General features: G+C 72.8%; 14 protein-coding genes. 11 read left to right on the plus strand and 3 right to left on the minus strand.

Going from position 1 to position 20,532, the window contains the following annotated elements:
- Window positions 1-3 precede the first annotated feature (3 nt).
- From ACZ6SQ_RS25590 to ACZ6SQ_RS25625, 8 genes are all read left to right on the plus strand, one after another.
- Window positions 4-5,013, plus strand: coding sequence for a hypothetical protein (locus tag ACZ6SQ_RS25590; RefSeq protein WP_469565969.1), 5,010 nt, complete (start codon window positions 4-6; stop codon window positions 5,011-5,013).
- 123 nt (window positions 5,014-5,136) lie between these two features.
- The gene (locus tag ACZ6SQ_RS25595; RefSeq protein ID WP_386383225.1) at window positions 5,137-5,526 is read left to right on the plus strand and encodes a cell division protein SepF; all 390 of its coding nucleotides are present in this window, start codon (window positions 5,137-5,139) and stop codon (window positions 5,524-5,526) included.
- A gap of 251 nt (window positions 5,527-5,777) precedes the next feature.
- Complete coding sequence (locus ACZ6SQ_RS25600) at window positions 5,778-7,097, plus strand: AAA family ATPase (protein WP_469565972.1); 1,320 nt, start codon at window positions 5,778-5,780, stop codon at window positions 7,095-7,097.
- Window positions 7,094-7,429, plus strand: coding sequence for a nucleotide pyrophosphohydrolase (locus ACZ6SQ_RS25605; RefSeq protein WP_389321898.1), 336 nt, complete (start codon window positions 7,094-7,096; stop codon window positions 7,427-7,429). The genes ACZ6SQ_RS25600 and ACZ6SQ_RS25605 overlap by 4 nt, the downstream gene beginning before the upstream one ends.
- A gap of 193 nt (window positions 7,430-7,622) precedes the next feature.
- The gene (locus ACZ6SQ_RS25610; RefSeq protein WP_469565974.1) at window positions 7,623-8,087 is read left to right on the plus strand and encodes a DUF6099 family protein; all 465 of its coding nucleotides are present in this window, start codon (window positions 7,623-7,625) and stop codon (window positions 8,085-8,087) included.
- Between the two features lie 253 nt (window positions 8,088-8,340).
- Window positions 8,341-9,264, plus strand: a complete 924-nt coding sequence (locus tag ACZ6SQ_RS25615; protein ID WP_469565975.1) for an LLM class F420-dependent oxidoreductase — start codon at window positions 8,341-8,343, stop codon at window positions 9,262-9,264.
- 268 nt (window positions 9,265-9,532) lie between these two features.
- A complete protein-coding gene (locus tag ACZ6SQ_RS25620) occupies window positions 9,533-10,987 on the plus strand; it encodes a 3' terminal RNA ribose 2'-O-methyltransferase Hen1 (protein WP_469565977.1) in 1,455 nt (484 codons plus the stop codon).
- Window positions 10,984-13,536 (plus strand): polynucleotide kinase-phosphatase, encoded by a 2,553-nt coding sequence (locus ACZ6SQ_RS25625; protein ID WP_469565979.1) that lies wholly within the window; start codon window positions 10,984-10,986, stop codon window positions 13,534-13,536. Before ACZ6SQ_RS25620 ends, ACZ6SQ_RS25625 begins: the two co-directional genes overlap by 4 nt.
- 290 nt (window positions 13,537-13,826) lie before the next feature.
- Here ACZ6SQ_RS25625 and ACZ6SQ_RS25630 read toward each other — a convergent pair whose 3' ends face one another.
- Window positions 13,827-14,714 carry an NAD(+)/NADH kinase gene (locus tag ACZ6SQ_RS25630; RefSeq protein ID WP_469565981.1) on the minus strand — a complete coding sequence of 296 codons (888 nt, stop codon included), beginning with the start codon at window positions 14,712-14,714 and terminating at the stop codon, window positions 13,827-13,829.
- Window positions 14,711-15,895, minus strand: coding sequence for an SPFH domain-containing protein (locus ACZ6SQ_RS25635; RefSeq protein ID WP_469565984.1), 1,185 nt, complete (start codon window positions 15,893-15,895; stop codon window positions 14,711-14,713). The genes ACZ6SQ_RS25630 and ACZ6SQ_RS25635 overlap by 4 nt, the downstream gene beginning before the upstream one ends.
- A gap of 136 nt (window positions 15,896-16,031) precedes the next feature.
- On the opposite strand from ACZ6SQ_RS25635, the gene ACZ6SQ_RS25640 reads away from it, so the two are divergent.
- The 3 genes from ACZ6SQ_RS25640 (at window position 16,032) to ACZ6SQ_RS25650 (ending at window position 20,025) form a co-directional block, all read left to right on the plus strand.
- Window positions 16,032-17,255 carry an arginine deiminase gene (locus ACZ6SQ_RS25640; RefSeq protein WP_469565986.1) on the plus strand — a complete coding sequence of 408 codons (1,224 nt, stop codon included), beginning with the start codon at window positions 16,032-16,034 and terminating at the stop codon, window positions 17,253-17,255.
- A 92-nt stretch (window positions 17,256-17,347) separates the two neighbouring features.
- Window positions 17,348-18,355, plus strand: coding sequence for an ornithine carbamoyltransferase (argF, locus tag ACZ6SQ_RS25645; RefSeq protein WP_469565988.1), 1,008 nt, complete (start codon window positions 17,348-17,350; stop codon window positions 18,353-18,355).
- A 230-nt stretch (window positions 18,356-18,585) separates the two neighbouring features.
- On the plus strand, window positions 18,586-20,025 hold the full coding sequence (locus ACZ6SQ_RS25650; protein ID WP_469565990.1) for an amino acid permease: 1,440 nt from the start codon (window positions 18,586-18,588) through the stop codon (window positions 20,023-20,025).
- Here ACZ6SQ_RS25650 and ACZ6SQ_RS25655 read toward each other — a convergent pair.
- Window positions 19,979-20,437 (minus strand): ATP-binding protein, encoded by a 459-nt coding sequence (locus ACZ6SQ_RS25655; protein WP_469565992.1) that lies wholly within the window; start codon window positions 20,435-20,437, stop codon window positions 19,979-19,981. The genes ACZ6SQ_RS25650 and ACZ6SQ_RS25655 overlap by 47 nt on opposite strands.
- Window positions 20,438-20,532 lie beyond the last annotated feature (95 nt).

Below are 20,532 nucleotides of genomic sequence, written 5' to 3' on the forward strand. Positions count from 1 at the left end.
ACCGTGAGCATTGCGGAGGCCGGAACGTACACCGGGCGGCGGGAGAGCGCGCTGGAGTACGAACTGCGCATGGCGCTGCACGCCCTGGCCAGTGCCCTGGCGCCCATACCGGCGGACGTGACCCGCGTCGAGCAACTGCTGCGGACGGTGATCGACCTCGGCGAACGCACGCTGCGCACGGGAGCGCTCCCCGAACGTCCCTTCGAGTACGCCGGCGAGGCCCGGCCCGTCGGCGCGGGTGCGCTGCTCGCCGAGTACCTCGACAACGGCAGCACCGAACTCGCGCCCTTCGTGGCACGGCTGGACAACGGGCTCCTCGAGGAGCTCGCCGGGCTGGTCACCGACGCGGAGAAGTCCCCGAACACGACGGTGCCCGCGCAGCGCCTGGCCGTGACCGCCGAGGAGGTCCCGCTCCTGCTGGACCCGGTCGACGACTGGTACACCGCCGCCCGTGCCACCGTCGCCTTCGCCGCGCCCGCCACCGCCGCCGCCCGCGGCGCCGCACGTGCGGTCCGGCCGGCCTGGACCGCGCTGTCGCATTCCGCCGAGGCCGAGGTGGAACGCGCCCTCGCCACCGCCCGGCAGCTCGTCGTCGACGTGGGCCGCGCCCAGCCGCCCGCCGTCACCGTCTCCGTCGACGTGCTCGGCGCGGCCAACCCCTCCCAGGTCGCTCCGCATGCCTGCGCCGCCGCCGTGGCCCTGACCTACCTCGCCCATGAGGGCGGTCTGCCCACCCCCGCCCAGCTCGGTGTGCTCCCGCTGGCCGGATGTGCCGACGGCAGCATCTGGCGGCCGTACGACCGCGTCGAACGCACCGCGGCCGTCGCCACCGAGGCCGGACTGCGCCGGCTGTGGCGCGACGAGCGCGGCTGGCGGCTGGAGAACGACGCCGACACCGACCCCACGCTGGAGGGCGCCGCCCGGCTGCTGTGGGGCGAGAGCTGGGAGCGGACCCGCCGCCGCTGGGCCCAGGAGACCCTCGACGTCAACGAGTGGAGCCTGCTGCACAGCACAGGCGAGGACGACGACTGGCTGCGCGGCGACGGCACCCCGCTGGTCGCCCTGAACCAGGCGGAGCTGCTCGCCGCCCATCTGCGCAAGTGGAACACCGCCCGCGTCATCCAGTCGGGCACCCGCAACAGCGGCAAGAGCGTGTGCGCCCGCCAGCTGGTCACCAAGCTGGAAGCCCTCCAGTGGCAGACGGTCGTCATCTCGCCGCGGCAGCGCCATCTGCCCACCGACGGCAGCCTGCGCGGCATCGTGCGGGCCGCGCTCATCGACGCCGCCGTGGTGCCCGGACGCCCCACCCTCGTTGTCCTGGAGGACCTGCACCCCCTCAACGACGGCCGGGTCGGCGAGGCCCTGGAGTCCCTCGGTGACCTCAAGGTCGGAGTGCTCGCGCTCACCCGCTACGTCGACGGCGCCACCAGCAACTGGGAGAGCAACGGCGTCATCGGGCACATGACCCCGCTGCCCCCCGACGAGATCCCCGACTTCGCCCACCGGCTGGTCAGGACGTACCCCAAGGTCTACGGGGCACCCGGCGGCGACGCCGACATCACCCTCGCGGTCGACGCCGCCCAGGGCGATCTGAGCGTCCTGGTGGAGCTGCTGCGCGACGGTGTCGGCGCCGGCCCGGCGCCGGACACCGGGCGCTGGGAGGCCGCCGCGCGCGTGATGCGCGCGCGGGCCGAAGGTGTCTGCGCCGGCCTCGGCGACGAGGCCCGTACGGCGGTGTGCCGGCTCGCGGCGGTCTCGATGGTGGACGACGGCGTCCCCGTCGCCCAACTGGCCGCCGTACCGCGGGAGACACTCACCGCACTGGGCGTCACCGAGTACCGCGGGCTCGCCCGGATCCCCAGCGAGGTGCGCGCGGAGGCCGTCCTCGTGTGTGCCGGCGGCGACGAACCGCTCGTCGGCCTGCTGCTCTCCCACCTGGAGAGCTTTGTGATCGACATCCTCCAGGAGGAGAACGGTCACGAGCGGGTGCGTGCCCTGCTCGCCAACCGGGCCGCCTACGCCCCTCTGCAGTTCGCCGACCTGCTGGACCGGGAGCCCGTCCGCAGGGCTCTCGCCGACTGGGCCGCCATGGCGCCGGCGCCCACCGCGCTGCGCCTGCTGCGGCTGTGCGGGCGGCGGAGCAAGTCGGACTGGATCGGCGCGGCCCTGTCGCCCGTCGTCACCCGGATCCCCACCACCCCCGGCCTGGCCGTGCGCGACCTGACCACCGCGCTGAAGTCGCTGTGGGACCACGAGTACCAGATGCCCGGCACCGAGGTTGCCGACCTGCTCACCTGGATCGGCCAGGAGCAGGACGGCGGCCTCGACGCGGTGCTCGCGCGGCCCGCCACCGTCCGGGACCGCTACCAGTTCGCCCGCTCCCTGCTGCGCCTCGCCGGCGACGACACCGTCCCCGTCGGCACCGTCTGCACCTGGCTGAAGAACCGGGCCGACGCCCTGGTCCGAGGGGCGAACCCGCAGCGGCCCGAGGATCTGATCAACATCCGCAAGCTGGACGACCTGATCCACCGCTGGTCCCGGGAGGCGGAGGGCCCGAGCCCCGAACTCGGCACCCAGCTGCGCCCGCTGGAGAAGCCGGGCGTGTCGATCCTGGACCACAACAAGCCCACCCGCGAGACGCCGCTGGCCGCCGTACTGGCCTGGATGTCCCTCTATCTGCACTACCGCAGCGCGGACAGCTGGGACGACCTGATCAAGGAGTACGAGGGCCAGCTCAAGGCCGGTCTGGCGCACGCCGACGCGATCCAGATCAGCAGCGCCCTGCACGACCTGGCCCGCAACAACCGCGGCCTGTGCAACCGCCTGCTGAACAACCTCCAGCCCGGCAAGGCGCTGGCGCGGGTCCTGCGTGCCGCCACCCCGGCAGAGGCGGCCATCCTCATCTCCACCGTGCGCAACATCCACGGCGCCACCATCAAGGGCCTGCTCTACCGGGGCGCCGCCGGTGGCAGCCCCACGGCCGACCCGGAACTCGCCCGCGACCTCGCCAGGTCCATCGACCACAAGGACGGACGCGGCGCCGGCATGCTCCTCAGCAGTGTCGCCAAGGCCGACGATCTGTACTGCGACACCCGCGACGGCTTCGGCCACCGGCTGGCCACCGAACTCGGGCCGGAGTTCGCCCGCAAGGTCATGAAGCACGAGCGCCGGCCCGCCGTGACCTACTACTTCCTGCGCGGCCTGTGGGAGGCCGGCGCCGACTACCGGGGCGAACTGGAGGAGCACGCCCTGGACCTGGTCGTCTCCAGTATCCAGGCGCAGCGCGGCACGGCCCGCCCGTGGGGTCCGCGCCTCGCCATGCTGCTGATCGAGGACGACTACTTCGGCCAGCGCTTCCTGGAGCGGCTCGCCGAACGCCTCGACAGCCGCCTGCTCGTCGACCGTATGCGCAACGCCTCGCTCGATCCGCAGAGCATGGTCCACACCCACCGGCTCGGCCTCGCCCTCGACCCGGACATCGGCAAGGAGTTCGCCAAGCGGGTCGAGCTGGACCGGGCCGTGGACACCAAGGTGAAGTGGGGCGCCGGTGACGTGGCGCAGAAGCTCCAGGTGATGGCGAGCACCCTGCGCGCGGGCGGCCGGCAGGGCGCGGCCTCCCTGGTGCTCAAGGTCTTCCGCGAGGTCAACCCGCAGTGGGACTGGGCACGCCGGCTGCACGACGTACGCGGCATCGGCGCCTTCACCACGGGCCTGAGCCAGCTGCGCAAGGTGGCCCCGCACGAGGCCGCGACCGCCGTGAAGGAACTGAGCACCCCGCAGGGCGACCAGGAGATCTCGTATCTCACCGATCTGCTGATCCGCAGTGTCGTCCACCCGCCCATCGCCGCCGACCTGCTGAGCGTGCTGGAGCGCTGCCAGCCCGGCCTCGGCAGGAGGGAACTGGCGTCCCTGCGCACCTCGCGGGGCAGCCGCTGGGCCACCTTCACCGAGATCTTCAAGTTCGGCCAGGACCCCATCACCCAGGGCGACGTCGGCCGCAAGCTCGCCCGGCTCGGCGTGGTCCCGGCCACCGAGCCCAAGGCGTGGATGCGGACCCTGGTCAACGACGTGTGGCACTCCACGCTGCACCTGCTGGCCAGCCCCCGCGCCATCACGGAGATCCTGCTGCTCAGCTACACCTGGCAGCCCCAGTGGGGCGAGCAGCTCGCCGAGACCGTCAACCAGGACCGGCTGCTGCGCCGTCTGACCCTGCGCATGCGGGCCGACCTGCGGGAGCTGCCCGCACTGGTGACGGGCCTGTGGCTGACCGGCCGGGACGACATCGTGGAGGAGATCGTCCGCGATCTGCGCCGGGTGGAACCCGCCGTGATCGTCGAGGCGATGGGTCTCGACGGCTCTGGCCCTCTGCTCAAGTCCCTGCGCCACGCCCAGCAGCCGGTGGAGTTCCTGCTCCCCGCGGTCGGAGGGCTGCTGGACCGCACGCTCCGGCGTCCGCTGGCGGTCGACGCCGAGAAGCACTGGACGCAGATCGGCTGGGCCGCGCAGGCGCTCGCCGACTGCGGCGGCGGGGAGTACCTGCCCCGCACCGAGCCCGCGCTGCGCCCGAACACCACCGCCTACCCGGCCGCGGTCGCCTGGGCCACCGCCTGGCTGCCGCGCACCGACTGGTCGGACGCCGCGGCCGCCGAGGCGCTGGACGCCTTTGCCCGCGAGGGCACCGCCCACTGGCACTCGCGGGACGCCTGCATGGCCCTGATCACGGCGGCCCGGCTGGGCCGGGTCCCAGCCGGCCTGCCCCTCGCCACGCACTGGCTGACGGCCACGGACGCGGGCCCCGAGCTGATCACCCTGCTGTGCCGGGAGGCGGACACCACGCCCGCCGTCACCGCGCACCTCAGGACCGCCGTGGTCTCCGGCCGGCTGCGCGGGCTGGTGAAGGCGCCCGGGGTGTCGACCCACACCGCCTACGAGGAACTGAAAAAGGAGATCAAGCGCCTCTGCCCGCCGCCCGTGACCCCGACTCCGGGGCCGCGACCGGGACTTGGGCTGTGAGCGGGGACCGCTGAGCCGGGCACCCGTCCGGTCGCGGACCGTGTCGCTGTTGGGCCGAACGGGTGACTTGGCGTAAGAATTGGCCGTGCAGGCGATGAGTGCGAGTCAGATCGGGGGGAGCCGGTGAACAGCCACGATGTCACCGATGAACAGTGGGAAGGGCTCGCCCAGGTCGTGCCGCTGCGTGGTCGCGACGCATGGCCGTCGTCGGTGGGCCACCGGGCCCTGCCGGAGGCGGTGACCGAGACCCGGCGCCGTTTCGTGGTGCTCCGGGTCAATGTCTTCGCGGACGCGCGTGAGGTGGCCGAGACCCTGATGGCCGGCATCCCGGTGCTGCTCGACCTCACCGGCGCGGAGAGCGACACCGCCAAGCGTGTGCTCGACTTCAGCACCGGTGTGGTCTTCGGCCTGTCCAGCGGGATGCACCGGGTGGACCGCAATGTGTTCCTGCTGACGCCGCCCGGCACCGAGGTGCGGGGGCTGATGGAGAGCGCGGGGGTCCCCGGCGTGTGACGGGGGTACCCCTGTGGTCGCCCGATCGTAGGAAGGCCGGGTTCCCGGCGTGTGACGCGGGTGCCCCTGTGGGCGCCCGATCGTAGGAAGGCCGGGTTCCCGGCGTGTGACGCGGATGCTCCCGTGGTCGCCCGATCGTAGGAAGGTCGGGCTTCCCGGCGTGTGACGCCGGTGTCCCCGTGGTCGCCCGATCGTAGGAAGGTCGCCCGGGTGGAACGGTTCGCCTGACGGCGGAGCCATACGGTCCGGATATGGCCGTACCCCCCGGATCCCCCTTCCTCCCGCCGTCCCGCACGGCGCGTTCCCGTCCCGAGTCCGTCCCGCTGCCCCGCGCGGCGGGCCCGGACGAGGGCATCGCCTCCCGCGCCCGAGAGACGCCGCCCGAACCGGCCGGCGACTTCGGCGCACCGCCGCGGACGGCGGCACCCGGGTCCTCACTCCCGCCCGCCGACGGCCAGGACCTGCGGCCCCGGCTCACCGAGCTGCGGCTGTCCGCGTTCGCCGGGCACCGCGGCGCCTCGTTCCCGCTCGGTTCCTGCACCCTGTTCGCCGGGCCCAGCGGCAGCGGGAAGACCACCGCGCTGCGTGCCTACGAGGCGCTGGCCCGGCTCGGCGGCGGGGCCGGGCTGTACGACGTCTTCCCCGACCCGGATTCCTGTGTGCCCGAGCGGGCCCGGCCCGACGCCCAGGGGCGGCGCGGATTCCGCATCGGCTGCACGGCCGACGGCCCCGAGGGCCCGGTGCGGCTCGACGTCGCCGTGCAGGCGGAGCCCGAACTGCGTGTCGTGGGGGAGCGGCTGAGCGCCGACGGGGTGGTGCTGCTGGAGACCGCCCTGCGCGACCCCGGCCGGCCCGTCGTGCACGCCGCCTGGCACACCGCGGGCAGCGCGCCCGTCACCCGGGCCCCGCTGCCCGACGACCGGCTCGGCACCGCGCTGCTCCCGCTGCGCGTGGCGGGCCGGACGGACGGGCAGCGCCGGGTGCTGGCGGCCGCGGAGCAGATGGTGGTGGCGCTGCGCTCGGTGTTCGCCTGCGACCCCCGGGCCGGCCGGATGCGCGAGCCGGTGCCGAACGGGCCCGGGCTGCTGCTGCCCGGCTGCGACAACCTCGCCGACGTGGTGTGGCGCACCCGCGCCGAGTGCGGGCGGCGCCATGCCCGGTTCGTCACGGCCGCCCGTGCCGGGTGCGCCGGACCCGTGCTGGACGTCCTCGCCGAGTCCGACGGCCGGGGCACGGTGCGGGCCCTGCTGGACCGGGGCGCAGGGTCGCGCACCGAACTCGGCAGGCTGGGCGACGGCGAACTGCGCTACCTCGCCCTCGCGCTGGTCCTGCTCACCGGGCCCGGCGTGCTGGACGCCGACCCGCCCGGCGAGGTGCCCGACGCGATGCGCGCGCTCACCGTGCTGGCGGACGGCTTCGACCGCTCGCTCGACCCCCGTCAGCGGACCGAACTGCTCCGGCTCGCCGCGCGGATGTCCCAGCAGGGTCACATCCGGTGCGTCGGCGCGGTGAGCGACGCGTCCTGGGCGGCGGAGGTGCCCGGTGTGACAGTGGTACACCTGGACAGGTGACAGACGATCAGCGGCCGCCGGACGTGGCCGGACTCCAGCGCAGGCTCGCCGCGTTCGCGGCCGCGCGCAACTGGCAGCCGTACCACACCCCCAAGAACCTGGTCGCCGCGCTCAGCGTCGAGGCCTCCGAACTGGTCGAGATCTTCCAGTGGTTGACCCCCGAGGAGTCGGCCCGGGTGATGGACGACCCCGACACGGCGCACCGGGTCACCGACGAGGTGGCCGACGTGCTGGCGTATCTGCTCCAGCTGTGCGAGGTGCTCGGCGTCGACCCGCTGGCGGCCCTCGACGCGAAGATCGACCGCAACGAGCTCCGTTTCCCGCCCCCTTGAGGGTCGACAGCCGCTGAGGAAACCACTCCACTTTCACTCTCCGCAGTCAAAATCCGACCTGAATCCGAATTGTTGTCCACAGATTTCCGTCTTCCTCTGGCTTTTCGTCGCACACGCCCTCACTCTGGGTAGTGAGCAGTGGAGTTCGGGCGGGCGGGTGCGGAGCACACGTCCGGACAGACGGGGGCAGCGCATGGACGCGGTGCGGCTCATCCTGACGAGCAGGCGCGCCCTGGCGGGGAGCGGCGAGGAGCACCAGATCATGGTGGAGGTGTGGCAGGCGCAGTCACTGGCCCAGGCGATCGGCAGCCGCCTGGCGGTCTTCGGCCCGCCGCAGTTGCGGGGCGAGGCGCTGGGCCTGACCGAGCTGGCGGGCCGCGGCTGCGGAGTCCTGGGCCAACCGGAGCTGGGACCGGGCGAACTGCGCGCCGCCCAGCTGACCGACCTCGGCGACGCCCGCCAGGCCCTTCTCGGCCTGGGCGGCCTCCTCGGCGAGGTGGGCATCGCCCTGGTGGGCGTCGCCAGCACCGCCGCGGACGAGGGCACGTACTGGCAGTGCATGGAGGCGATCGACGCGGCGGACGAGTCGAGAGACCGGGTCCTGGAGATGCTCAGACGCCTGGCCGACGGCGAGGAGGCCCTGGCCGCGACGTCCTAGACACGCCGCACGACGTCCTGGACACGCCGCACGACGTCCTGGACACGCCGCACGACGTCCTGGACACGCCGCACGACGTCCTGGACGCCCGGTGCGACGTCCTTCCCGCCGGGGGCATCTGCTGAAGCAGCCCCTTCGGCCCGGCTCCCTCGGACATCCACGGCCTCCGCCCCCCTGCGCACCGGACGGTCCGGCCCGCTCCGCCCGAGCCGACGATCATCGTCGGGGCGGGTCACGGTGCAGGATGGGGCGTATGGATCTACGCATCTTCACCGAGCCCCAGCAGGGCGCCACGTACGACACCCTGCTCGCCGTGGCCAAGGCCACGGAGGAGCTCGGCTTCGACGCCTTCTTCCGTTCCGACCACTATCTGAAGATGGGTTCCGTCGACGGACTCCCCGGCCCCACCGACGCCTGGATCACCCTCGCCGGACTGGCCCGCGAGACCAGGCGCATCCGGCTCGGCACCCTGATGACCGCGGCCACCTTCCGGCTGCCCGGCGTGCTCGCCATCCAGGTCGCCCAGGTCGACCAGATGTCCGGCGGCCGGATCGAACTCGGCCTGGGCGCGGGCTGGTTCGAGGAGGAGCACACCGCGTACGGCATCCCCTTCCCCAAGGAGAAGTTCGGCCGGCTGGAGGAGCAGCTGGAGATCGTCACCGGACTGTGGGCCACCCCGCCCGGCAAGACCTACGACTTCCACGGCACCCACTACGACCTCAGCGACTCGCCCGCCCTGGCCAAGCCCGCCCAGGGCAAGGTCCCCGTCCTGATCGGCGGCCACGGCGCCACCCGCACCCCGCGGCTGGCCGCCCGGTACGCGGACGAGTTCAACATGCCCTTCAGCTCTGTCGAGGACACCGACCGGCAGTTCGGCCGGGTCCGCGCCGCCGCCGAGGCAGCGGGCCGTGAGGCCGACGACCTCGTCTACTCCAACGCCCTCGTCGTCTGCGTCGGCAGGGACGAGCGGGAGATCGCCCGACGGGCCGCCGCGATCGGCCGCGAGGTGGGCGAGCTGCGCGCCAACGGCCTGGCGGGCTCCCCGGCCGAGGTCGTCGACAAGATCGGCCGCTACGCCGCGGTCGGCTCCAGCCGCGTCTACCTCCAGATGCTCGACCTTCACGACCTGGACCACCTGGAGCTGATCGCCTCCCAGGTGCAGCCGCAACTGCCGTGACCCCTGCCGGAGGTCCGGACGGCAGCCCCCCCCACGTCGGCCGCAACCCCGGCGAGAGGTCCGCACGCAGCCCCGCACTCCGGCCACAACCCCGGCGAGAGGCGCCGTGGACGGGCCCGGAAACCGCCCCGGAATAACCGAAGGCGCCGGTCACAGCCCTGTGCGACAGTAGAGCCGTCGTCCTGCCGAGCCCCCAGGATCACCGCGTCCCGGGGGCTTCGCCACGTACGGCACCACTCACTGTCCATTGGCCTGAGAGGCCCCGCCCATGTTCCTGACGATCACCACCACCGGCACGGCCGAACGCCCCGCCACCGACCTCGGTTTCCTGCTGCACAAGCATCCCGAGAAGGCCCAGGCGTTCTCCACGTCCTACGGCACCGCGCACGTCCTCTACCCCGAGGCGAGCGAGCAGCGCTGCACGGCCGCGCTGCTGCTGGAGGTCGACACGGTGGCGCTGGTCCGCAGGGGCAAGGGCCGGGGCGGCGCGCCCGACGCCGCGCTCGCCCAGTACGTCAACGACCGCCCGTACGCGGCGTCCTCGCTGCTCGCGGTCGCCCTCAGCGCCGTCTTCTCCAGCGCCATGCGCGGGGCGTGCCACGCCCGCCCCGAGCTGCCGGAGCAGCCGCGGCCGCTGAGGATCGAAGTGCCCGCGCTGCCCGCCCGGGGCGGCCCGGCACTCGTCCGCGGGCTGTTCGAGCCGCTCGGCTGGACCGTCACCGCCGATCCGATCGCCCTGGACGGCGAGTTCCCCGAATGGGGCGACTCGCGCTACGTCCGCCTGGTGCTCGAGTCGGAGTCGCTCACCCTCGCCGAGGCACTGCGGCACCTGTACGTCCTGCTGCCGGTGCTGGACGACGCCAAGCACTACTGGGTCGCCCCGGACGAGGTCGACAAGCTGCTGAGGGTCGGCGAGGGCTGGCTGCCCGGCCACCCCGAGCACAAGCTGATCACCAGCCGCTACCTCTCGCGCCGCTGGTCGCTGACCCGCCAGGCGCTGGAACGCCTGGAACTGGTCCGGCTCGCCGAGGCCGACGACAGCGAGGTCGAGGACCTCGACAACGCGGTCGGGGCGGAGACCGAGGAGGAGGAGCGGCCCACCCCGCTCGCCGTGCGGCGCCGGGAGGCCATTCTGGACCGGCTGCGCGCGTCCGGCGCCACCCGGGTGCTCGATCTCGGCTGCGGACAGGGCCAGTTGGTGCAGGCGCTGCTCAAGGACGTCCGCTACACCGAGATCGTCGGCGTGGACGTGTCGGTGCGGGCCCTGACCATCGCCTCCCGGCGGCTGAAGCTGGACCGCATGGGCGAGCGCCAGGCCTCCCGCGTCCGGCTGATGCAGGGCTCGCTCGCGTACACCGACAACCGGCTCAAGGGCTACGACGCCGCCGTGCTCAGCGAGGTCGTCGAGCACGTCGACCTGCCCCGGCTGCCCGCCCTGGAGTACGCGGTGTTCGGCGCGGCCCGCCCGAGGACCGTGCTCGTCACCACACCGAACGTCGAGTACAACGTCCGCTGGGAGAGCCTCCCGGCCGGGCACACCCGCCACGCCGACCACCGTTTCGAGTGGACCCGCGAGGAGTTCCGCGCCTGGGCCGCCACGACCGCCGAACGGTACGGCTACGCAGTGGAGTTCGTCCCCGTGGGACCAGAGGACCCCGAGGTGGGACCGCCCACCCAGATGGCCGCGTTCACGCTGTCGGACAAGGAGGAGAAGGCCGCATGACCGAGACGAACGAGCCCCGCCCGCAGGGACGCACCCTGCCCGTCACCGACCTCTCCCTCGTCGTGCTCGTCGGCGCCTCCGGCTCCGGCAAGTCCACCTTCGCCCGGCGCCACTTCAAGCCGACCGAGGTGATCTCCTCCGACTTCTGCCGGGGCCTGGTCTCCGACGACGAGAACGACCAGAGCGCCACCAAGGACGCCTTCGACGTCCTGCACTACGTCGCGGGCAAGCGCCTCGCGGCCGGCCGCCGCACGGTCGTGGACGCCACCAGCGTCCAGTCCGACTCCCGCAAGCAGCTGATCGCCCTGGCCCGGCAGCACGACGTGCTGCCCGTCGCGATCGTCCTCGACGTGCCGGAGGAGGTGTGCGCCGAACGCAACGCGGCCCGCACCGACCGCGCGGACATGCCGCGCCGGGTCATCCAGCGGCACATCCGCGAACTGCGCCGTTCCGTACGGCACCTGGAGCGCGAGGGCTTCCGCAAGGTGCACGTCCTGCGCGGCGTCGAGGAGGTCGAGCGGGCCACCGTCGTCACCGAGAGGCGCTTCAACGACCTGACCCACCTCACCGGCCCCTTCGACATCGTCGGCGACATCCACGGCTGCGCCGCCGAACTGGAGTCCCTGCTCACCAAACTGGGCTACGTCGACGGCACGCACCCGGAAGGCCGTACGGCCGTGTTCGTCGGCGACCTCGTCGACCGCGGGCCGGACAGCCCCGGTGTGCTGCGCCGGGTGATGTCCATGGTCAAGTCCGGTGACGCGCTGTGCGTGCCGGGCAACCACGAGAACAAGTACGGCCGTCACCTCAAGGGCCGCAAGGTCCAGCACACCCACGGACTCGCCGAGACCGTCGAGCAGATGGCGGGCGAGAGCGAGGAGTTCAAGGCCGAGGTACGGGAGTTCATCGACGGGCTCGTCAGCCACTACGTCCTGGACGGCGGACGCCTGGTGGTCTGCCACGCCGGTCTGCCGGAGAAGTACCACGGCCGCACCTCGGGCCGGGTGCGCTCGCACGCGCTGTACGGCGAGACGACCGGAGAGACCGACGAGTTCGGGCTGCCGGTGCGCTACCCGTGGGCGGAGGACTACCGCGGCCGCGCCGCCGTGGTCTACGGCCACACCCCGGTCCCGCAGGCCACCTGGCTGAACAACACCATCTGCCTGGACACCGGCGCGGTGTTCGGCGGCAAGCTCACCGCGCTGCGCTGGCCGGAGCGGGAACTGGTCGACGTACCGGCCGAGAAGGTCTGGTACGAGCCGGCCAGGCCGCTGCGGTCGGAGGCGCCCGGCGGACAGGACGGGCGGCCGCTGGACCTGGCGGACGTCAACGGGCGTCGTGCCGTCGAGACCCGGTACCAGGGGCGGGTCGCCGTCCGCGAGGAGAACGCGGCCGCCGCCCTGGAGGTCATGAGCCGCTTCGCGGTCGACCCGAGGCTGCTCCCGTACCTGCCGCCGACCATGGCCCCGACCCCCACCAGCCGGGTGGAGGGCTACCTGGAGCACCCGGCGGAGGCCTTCGCGCAGTACGCGGCGGACGGGGTCGGGCGGGTCGTGTGCGAGGAGAAGCACATGGGCTCGCGTGCCGTGGTCCTGGTGTGCAGGGACGCGGACGCGGCCCGGGAGCGGTTCGGTGTCGACGGGCCGTCGGGCTCGCTCTACACCCGCACCGGACGGCCGTTCCTCACCGACGGGGCGATGACCGAGGAGATCCTCGGCCGGGTGCGGACCGCGATCGGCGAGGCCGGGCTGTGGGACGAACTCGCCACCGACTGGATGCTGCTGGACGCCGAGCTGATGCCGTGGTCGCTGAAGGCGTCCGCGCTGCTCAGGTCGCAGTACGCGGCCGTCGGCGCCGCGTCCTCGGCCGTCTTCCCCGGCGCGCTGGCCGCGCTCGAGGGCGCGGCGGAGCGCGGGGTCGACGTCGGCGAACTGCTGGCCCGCCAGCGGGAACGCGCCTCGGACGCCGCCGCGTTCACGGCCGCCTACCGCCGCTACTGCTGGACCACGGACGGCCTGGACGGCGTGCGCCTCGCGCCCTTCCAGATCCTCGCGGTCCAGGGCCGCAGCCTGGCCGGACTCCCGCACGACGAGCAACTCGCCCTGCTGGACCGCCTCGTGGAGCACGACTCCACGAGCCTGCTGCGGACCACCCGACGGCTGTACGTCGACACCGGCGACGCCGAGTCGGTCGCGGCGGGTATCGACTGGTGGCTGGAGATGACCGGCCGCGGCGGCGAGGGCATGGTCGTCAAGCCGGTCGGCGCCGTGGTCCGCGACGCCAAGGGACGGCTGGTGCAGCCCGGCGTCAAGTGCCGCGGCCGCGAGTACCTGCGGATCATCTACGGCCCGGAGTACACCCGCCCCGACAACCTCACCCGGCTGCGGCAGCGCTTCCTGAACCACAAGCGCTCACTCGCCCTCCGCGAGTACGCGCTCGGCCTGGAGGCCCTGGACCGCCTGGCCGAGCGCGAGCCGCTGTGGCGGGTGCACGAGGCGGTGTTCGGGGTGCTGGCGCTGGAGTCGGAGCCGGTGGATCCGCGGTTGTGAGCCGCCCGGCTCCGGCGGGCCGGCACGCCAGAGCGATCGATTCCGGCCGTGGGTGACCGATACGGGATCCCTTGGCCGGCGTCGGCCAGGGGACCATCTCCTGATTCCCGGCCCCGGCCCCGACCGGGGTCGGTGATCCGTGATTCCCTGATGAACCGCAACCGGGCCGGGCCTCGCGCCGCCTGCCGGCCCGGCCGGAACGGCTGCGGCCGCGCGGGCGCGGGCCGTCGTAGGGCGCGGAACACAGGCGGCAGAACGCAAGGAGCAGACGCCAAAGGCAGAACGCAGCCTCACCCCACCAACCGCAACCGCTCCCCACACACCCCGACCTCCACCCCCTGCCCCCACGTCAGTTCCAGCGCGTCCGCCTCGATGCCGTCGCCGAAGACGATGAGGCGTTCGGACTCGACGGTCAGCCGGAGCCTGCGGGAGGCGGGGAGTTCGCCCGCGACCAGGGAGGTCCCGGTGGCGGGGGAGGGCCAGGCCTCGCGGACGAACCACAGCAGCCGGTCCTCGGTCGGCGCGGGCAGCGGGAGCCGCGCGCCCCGTTCCTGCCAGACGGACCGCAGCCACCCGGTCGCGCCGGTACCCGTGCCGACCAGCACCCCCGAGGAGGCCTGGGCCTCGACGACACCCCCGTCGTCCTCCAGGTCCAGGCGGTAGCGGGCGGTCTGGTGGCCGGCCGCGCCGAGGTAGATCTCGTTCAGCGCGACCAGCCGCTGGGTGTCGTCCGCGACGGCCTCGACCATGGTGAGCTCCTCGGCGGCCGGGCCCCCGGTGAGCAGCGCGGCGGTGTCCTCGGGGCGGTGGCGGACCAGGACGCCGGGGTTGCGGCCGGGGTCGGTGTCGATGCCGACGACCGGCTGCCCGGCGAGGTACTTGGCGACGTTCGCCACCAGCCCGTCCTGGCCGACCACGACCACGACGTCCTCCGGCGCGAACAGGAACCGGTCCAGGTCGGCCCGCTCCACCCGGGCTTGCCGCCAGGCCGCCGGCACCGCGGCGGCCACCTGCGCGAGCGCCCGGTGCGTACGGCGGTGCCGCTCGGCGACCTCCTCGATGTCCCGGCCCCGGGAGGCGAGGAAGAACGCGGCCTGGCCGTGGGTGCCGTGCCGGGCGACGAGCTCCTCGTACTCGGTGGTGCGGTGCACGAGGACCGCCCGGGGCGCGAGGCTCATGCTCCGTCCCGGCCGCTCACACCCAGCCTGGCGAGCAGGCCGGTGAGCACGTCGGGAGTGATGGTGACGCTCTCGATGCTGGGCAGGTTCTCGGCGAGCCGCGTGCCCGTGAGGGCGTGCAGGGTGGCCACGCCGTCCACCCCGGCGTCGGCGTGCACCCGCAGCCAGGCGGCCTGGGCCTGCGCCCGCGCCTCGCCGACCTCCCGCGCGCTCTCCGCCTCGGCCCGCGCCAGCCGTACGGCCCGCGCCGCCTCCGCCTCGGCGAGCTGCGCGGTGCGCCTGGCCTCGGCCTCGGTGAGCCGCAGCGACCGATCGGCCTCCGCCTCGGCCAGCTTCACCGACCGCGCGGCCTCCGCCTCCGCCAGCTTCACCGAGCGAGCCGCCTCCGCCTCCGCCAGCCGCACGGTCCGCGCGGCCTCCGCCTGGGCCCGTACGGCGTCCGCGGCCGCGGCCTCCTCCGCCTCCCGGCGGGCGTTGGTGCCGCGCTGCTCGACCAACTGCTCCTCGCGGCGGGCCAGTTCGATCTTGCTGGCGAGCTCGTTCTCGGCGATGGCGCGTTCGCGCTCGACGGCCACGGCCCGGCGCTCGTAGGTCGCGCGGTCCGCCTCCTGCTGGATCTGCTCACGGGCCGGGGTGCGCAGCGCCCGCTCCACCTCGGGCTCCGGACGCAGCGCCATCACGCGTACGGCCACCACCTCGATGCCGGTGGCCGGCAGCCGGGGCTCGGCGGCCAGACCCGCAGCCACCCGCTCGCGCACCGCCGCCACCCCGTCGACCAGGGCCGAGGACAGCGCTGTCCGGGTGAGGACGTCCAGCGCGTGCTGCTGGGCGGTCTCGGTCAGCAGCGTGCCGAGCTGCTCCAGCGGGGTGCCGCGCCAGGCGCCGGTGTCCGGGTCGACGGAGAAGTCCAGGCGTGCGGCGGCCAGCGCCGGGTCGGCGATACGGAAGGTGACGGTCGCCTGCACGGCGACGTCCTGGAAGTCGGAGGTGCGGGCGTGGAAGGTCATCGCCAGTTCGCGGTCGTCGACCGGGACCTCGGACAGGGCGGCGGTCAGCGGCCGGAACCAGAAGCTCAGCCCCGGCCCGTCGTGCACCAGGCGGCCCGAGCGGTGGTGGCGGATGTGCGCCGTGGGTGCGCCCCGCAGATGGCGCCAGCCAAGGCGCCGCGTGATGTCGGCCATGTGAGCCCCCCTCGCCAGTTTTCGTCATGGAGACGATAAAACGGAGGGCCGGTTGTCGTCAAGGGGACGAGAACAAGCGGGTACGGAAACGCGCGAGAAGCGGGTGAAGGCGGTCGCGGGTGGTCAGGATGGAGACATGGGATTCCAAGTCGACTCCGAGGCCGGGCGGCTGCGCCGCGTCATCCTTCACCGGCCGGATCTCGAGCTCAAAAGGCTCACCCCCAGCAACAAGGACGCCCTGCTCTTCGACGACGTGCTCTGGGTGCGCCGGGCGCGTGCCGAGCACGACGGGTTCGCCGATGTGCTGCGCGACCGGGGCGTCGCCGTGCATCTCTTCGGGGACCTGCTCACCGAGGCCCTGGAGATCCCGGTGGCCCGCGCGCTCGTCCTCGACCGGGTGTTCGACGAGAAGGAGTACGGCCCGCTGGCCACCGACCATCTGCGGGCCGAGTTCGAGTCGTTGCCGGCCCGGGAACTGGCCGAGGCGCTGGTCGGCGGCATGACAAAGCGGGAGTTCCTGGAGGGGCACGCGGAGCCGGTCTCCGTGCGCTTCCACGCCATGGACCTCGACGACTTCCTGCTGGACCCCCTGCCCAACCACCTCTTCACCCGGGACACCTCCGCCTGGATCTACGACGGCGTCTCCATCAACGCCATGCGCTGGCCCGCCCGGCAGCGCGAGACCGTGCACTTCGAGGCGATCTACCGGCACCACCCCCTCTTCCGCGACCAGTCCTTCCATCTCTGGTCCGAGGGGCAGGCCGACTACCCGTCCACCATCGAGGGCGGCGACGTGCTGGTCATCGGCAACGGCGCCGTCCTGATCGGCATGAGCGAGCGGACCACCCCGCAGGCGGTGGAGATGCTCGCCCACAAGCTGTTCGCCGCCGGGTCCGCCCGCACGATCGTGGCGCTGGACATGCCCAAGCGGCGCGCCCTGATGCACCTCGACACCGTGATGACCATGGTCGACGGCGATGTCTTCACCCAGTACGCCGGGCTGGGCATGCTCCGCTCGTACACCATCGAGCCGGGCGCCGGCGAGAAGGACCTGAAGGTCACCGACCATCCGCCGGAGCACATGCACCGCGCCATCGCGGCCTCGCTCGGGCTGAACGAGATCCGGGTGCTGACCGCCACCCAGGACGTGCACGCCGCCGAGCGTGAGCAGTGGGACGACGGCTGCAACGTGCTCGCCGTCGAGCCGGGCGTGGTCGTCGCCTACGAGCGGAACTCCACCACCAACACGCATCTGCGCAAGCAGGGCATCGAGGTGATCGAGATCCCGGGCAGCGAACTGGGGCGGGGCCGGGGCGGGCCCCGCTGTATGAGCTGTCCCGTAGAGCGAGACGCTGTGTGAGGGAAGGCGGGAGGGCTGTATAAAAATTCTAGCGGTCGTATAGAATTCCGCAGTCCTACCGCAGTCCTGCCCTCGTATCCCTGGAGCGCCCCATGGCGAATGTCCCGACCGCCCTCGCCGGGCGCGCATTCCTCAAAGAGCTGGACTTCACCGCGGCGGAGTTCCGGGGCCTGGTCGAGCTCGCCGCGGAGCTGAAGGCGGCGAAGCGGGCAGGGGCGGAGCAGCGGCGTCTGACCGGCAAGAACATCGCGCTGATCTTCGAGAAGACCTCGACGCGCACCCGCTGCGCGTTCGAGGTCGCCGCCGCCGACCAGGGCGCCCACACCACCTACCTGGACCCCTCCGGCTCGCAGATCGGGCACAAGGAGTCCGTCAAGGACACCGCCCGCGTCCTAGGCCGGATGTTCGACGGCATCGAGTACCGCGGGGACAGCCAGGCCAAGGTGGAGGAACTGGCCGCGCACGCGGGCGTCCCCGTCTTCAACGGCCTCACGGACGACTGGCACCCCACCCAGATGCTCGCCGACGTGCTCACGATGACCGAGCACAGCGCCAAGCCGCTGGACGCGATCGCCTTCGCCTACCTCGGCGACGCCCGCTTCAACATGGGCAACTCCTACCTGATCACCGGCGCACTGCTCGGCATGGACGTACGGATCGTCGCCCCCAAGACGTACTGGCCCGTCCAGGAGATCGTCGACCGCGCCCAGGAGCTGGCCGAGACCAGCGGGGCCCGCATCACCCTCACCGAGTCCGTCGCGGAGGGCGTGAGCGGCGCGGACTTCGTCGCCACCGACGTCTGGGTCTCCATGGGCGAGCCCAAGGAGGTCTGGGCCGAGCGGATCGCCGCCCTCGTCCCCTACGCCGTGACCATGGACGTGCTGCGCGCCACCGGCAACCCGGACGTGAAGTTCCTGCACTGTCTGCCTGCCTTCCACGACCTCGGCACCAAGGTCGGCCAGGACCTCCACGACATCTACGGCCTGACATCCCTCGAGGTGACCGACGAGGTCTTCGAGTCGGCCCACTCGGTCGTCTTCGACGAGGCGGAGAACCGCATGCACACCATCAAGGCGGTACTGGTCGCGACCATGGCCTGAACGCCCTCCCGGCGATCATGGCCTGACCCGCTCTTCCCGGCGGCCATGACCTGAGCCGCACTCCCCGGCGGCGGCCGGTGAGGCCCCCGCGACCATGGCCCGAGGCAACCATCGGCGTCCGGGGACTTACCCGCGCCTTATGCTGTCCGGCGGCCCGGCCCCACCCCGTCCGAGGCCGTCGCGCGACGACCCCGTCGCACCCCGCACCACCAGAAACGAGCACCACCCGCATGCCCGCTCCCCGTATCAAGTCCCCTGCCCTGCTGGTGGCAGAGTCGGGCGCCGACCGTGAGGGCCACGGTCTGAAGCGCACGATGGGACTGTTCCAGCTCGTCTGCTTCGGCGTCGGCGCGGTCGTCGGCACCGGCATCTTCGTGGGCCTGTCCGACTCGGTCGCCCAGGCCGGACCCGCGGTCGTCGTCTCCTTCGTCCTGGCCGCGATCACCTGTGTGTTCACCGCGTTCGCCTTCGCCGAGCTGGCCGGCGCGATCCCCGTCTCCGGCTCCTCGTACTCCTTCGCCTACGCCACCCTCGGCGAGACCACCGCCTTCCTCATCGGCTGGTGCCTGCTGCTGGAGTACGGCATCTCGATCTCGGCGGTCGCGGTCGGCTGGAGCCAGTACGTCAACGAGCTGCTCGAAAGCCTCCTCGGCGTGCAGCTGCCCGCCGCGCTGTCCGCCGGACCCGGCGAGGGCGGCGTCGCCAACGTCCCGGCCGTGCTGGTCATCGCGATGGCCTCCGCGCTGCTCATCCGCGGGGTGCGCGAGAGCGCGCGGGCGACGGCCGCCATGGCTGTGCTCAAGCTGGTCATCCTGATCGCCTTCTGCGCGATCGGCTACAGCGCCTTCAAGGACGGCAACCTCAGCCCCTTCACGCCGGCCGGCCTCGGCGGCATCGGCGCGGGCACCACCGCCGCGTTCTTCTCCTACATCGGCTTCGACGCGATCACCACCACCGGTGAGGAGGCCAAGAACCCGCGCCGGGACGTGCCGATCGCGATCCTGGTCTGCATGGCCGTCGTCACCCTGCTGTACTGCGCCGTCGCGCTGGCTGCGATCGGGGCCGTCGGCGCCGACGAGGTCGGGGGCCGTCCCGCCGCGCTGTCCCACGTCGTCAACCAGGTCACCGGCTCCACGGTCGGCGGCGGGATCGTCGCCTTCGGCGCGGTCGTCGCCATCGCCTCGGTGGTGCTGGCCGTGATGTACGGACAGACCCGCATCCTGCTGGCCATGTCCCGCGACGGCCTGATCCCGGCCGTCTTCGAGAAGGTCTCCCCGCGCACCGCGACGCCCGTCGCGGGCACCCTGATCGTCGCGGTCGTCTTCGCGCTCCCGGCGGCCTTCGCCTCCCTGGACGCGGTGATCAACCTGAGCACCATCGGCACGCTCGCCGTCATGGCCGTGGTGAACATCGCGGTGATCGCCCTGCGCCGCCGCGAGCCGGACCTGCCGCGCACCTTCCGGGTACCGCTGGTCCCGTTGTTCCCGCTGCTCGGCGTCGGTTTCTGTCTGTACCTGATGTACGAGACCGGCTGGACGACGTGGGTCCAGTTCGCCGTGTTCCTCGCGATCGGTCTGGTGGTCTACCGCCTCTACGGCCGCCGCAACTCGCGGCTGACCGCCGTCACGCCGGACGAGGACGCCGCTGAGGCGGTACCAGCGGCAGTCTGAACCACACCGCCTTGCCGGAGCCGGTGGGGCGGTGCCCGCAGGACGAGCTCAGGGCGCGGATCAGCAGCAGTCCGCGCCCGTGCTCCTGCCAGGGGTCGGGCATGGTGTCCCCGGCGTGCAGCAGATCGCCCGGCGGCGCCGGGTCGGGGTCGTGCACCTCGACATGGCAGCCGGTCGGCAGCAATCGCACGACCAGCTCTATCGGGGCGTCCCCGGAGGTGTGCTCCACGGCGTTCGCCACCAGCTCCGCCGTCAGCAGCTCGGCGGTGTCACAGTCCGCGCCGTTCTCCAGCTCGGCCAGGGCCGCACGGACCAGCGCACGCGCCACGGGCACGGCCGCGGTCGAGTGCGGCAGCGCGATGCGCCAGAAGGCCGGTGCGGCGGGGCGTTCGTGCAAGGCGAGTCCGTTCATGGCGCAGGCTTTCCCGAAGTAGACATCAGGCCGTCCTGCTTTCAATCTCAGGAATGGTACGGCGCCCCCCAGCCGGTCGCACGGCGGGCGTCGCA

The organism is Streptomyces sp. NPDC048600, from assembly GCF_055587025.1.